This window comes from Mesorhizobium sp. M7A.F.Ca.ET.027.03.2.1 (assembly GCF_003999175.1).
Taxonomy (GTDB): Bacteria; Pseudomonadota; Alphaproteobacteria; order Rhizobiales; family Rhizobiaceae; genus Mesorhizobium.
The window spans coordinates 1-507 of record NZ_RZOM01001854.1; the positions used below are offsets into that span (position 1 = coordinate 1).

Here is a 507-nt window from a genome sequence, read left to right on the forward strand (position 1 = left end):
GAGGTAGCCATGAAAGATCCTCGGGAGTGTGTGTGCGGGTCGAACGCCGCGTGCCGAAACCGCATCAGCGGCCGTTAACTCTCGACCATCTCAGCCTACCAAGGGTGTTATGCGCCAGGTATCCGACAATGACGAGAAAGAGCAGAATCGAAGCAACAACCGAGATTTGAGGGTCGATCTCCTGGCGGATGTTTTCCCACATTCTCATGGGAAGCGGGATGGCATCCCTGCCGGAGAGAAACAGTCCAAACACGACATCGTCGAACGCCGCGATGAACGCGAACAAAAACGCACTGACAATGCTGGGCATCAGGAGCGGCAGGGTAATCGTAAAAAGAACGACCGCCGGTCGCGCACCCAGGCTGGCTGCAGCTGATTCCAGGGAGGTGTCGAACCGCTGAAGCCCGGCGACGGCGACCACGACGACGTAGGGTATCCCCAAAAGCATATAGGCGAGCAGGAAAACATGCTCCGTTCCCACCATTCTGTGTGGGGCGACAATCAGAT

General features: G+C 57.2%; 1 protein-coding gene. It reads right to left on the reverse strand.

Annotation, left to right across the window (positions count from 1 at the left end; all coding sequences use genetic code 11):
* Positions 1 to 64: 64 nt before the first annotated feature.
* Positions 65 to 507, reverse strand: a 443-nt coding sequence (locus tag EN750_RS38445; protein WP_127399520.1) for an ABC transporter permease subunit, incomplete at its 5' end; no start/stop codon positions are given.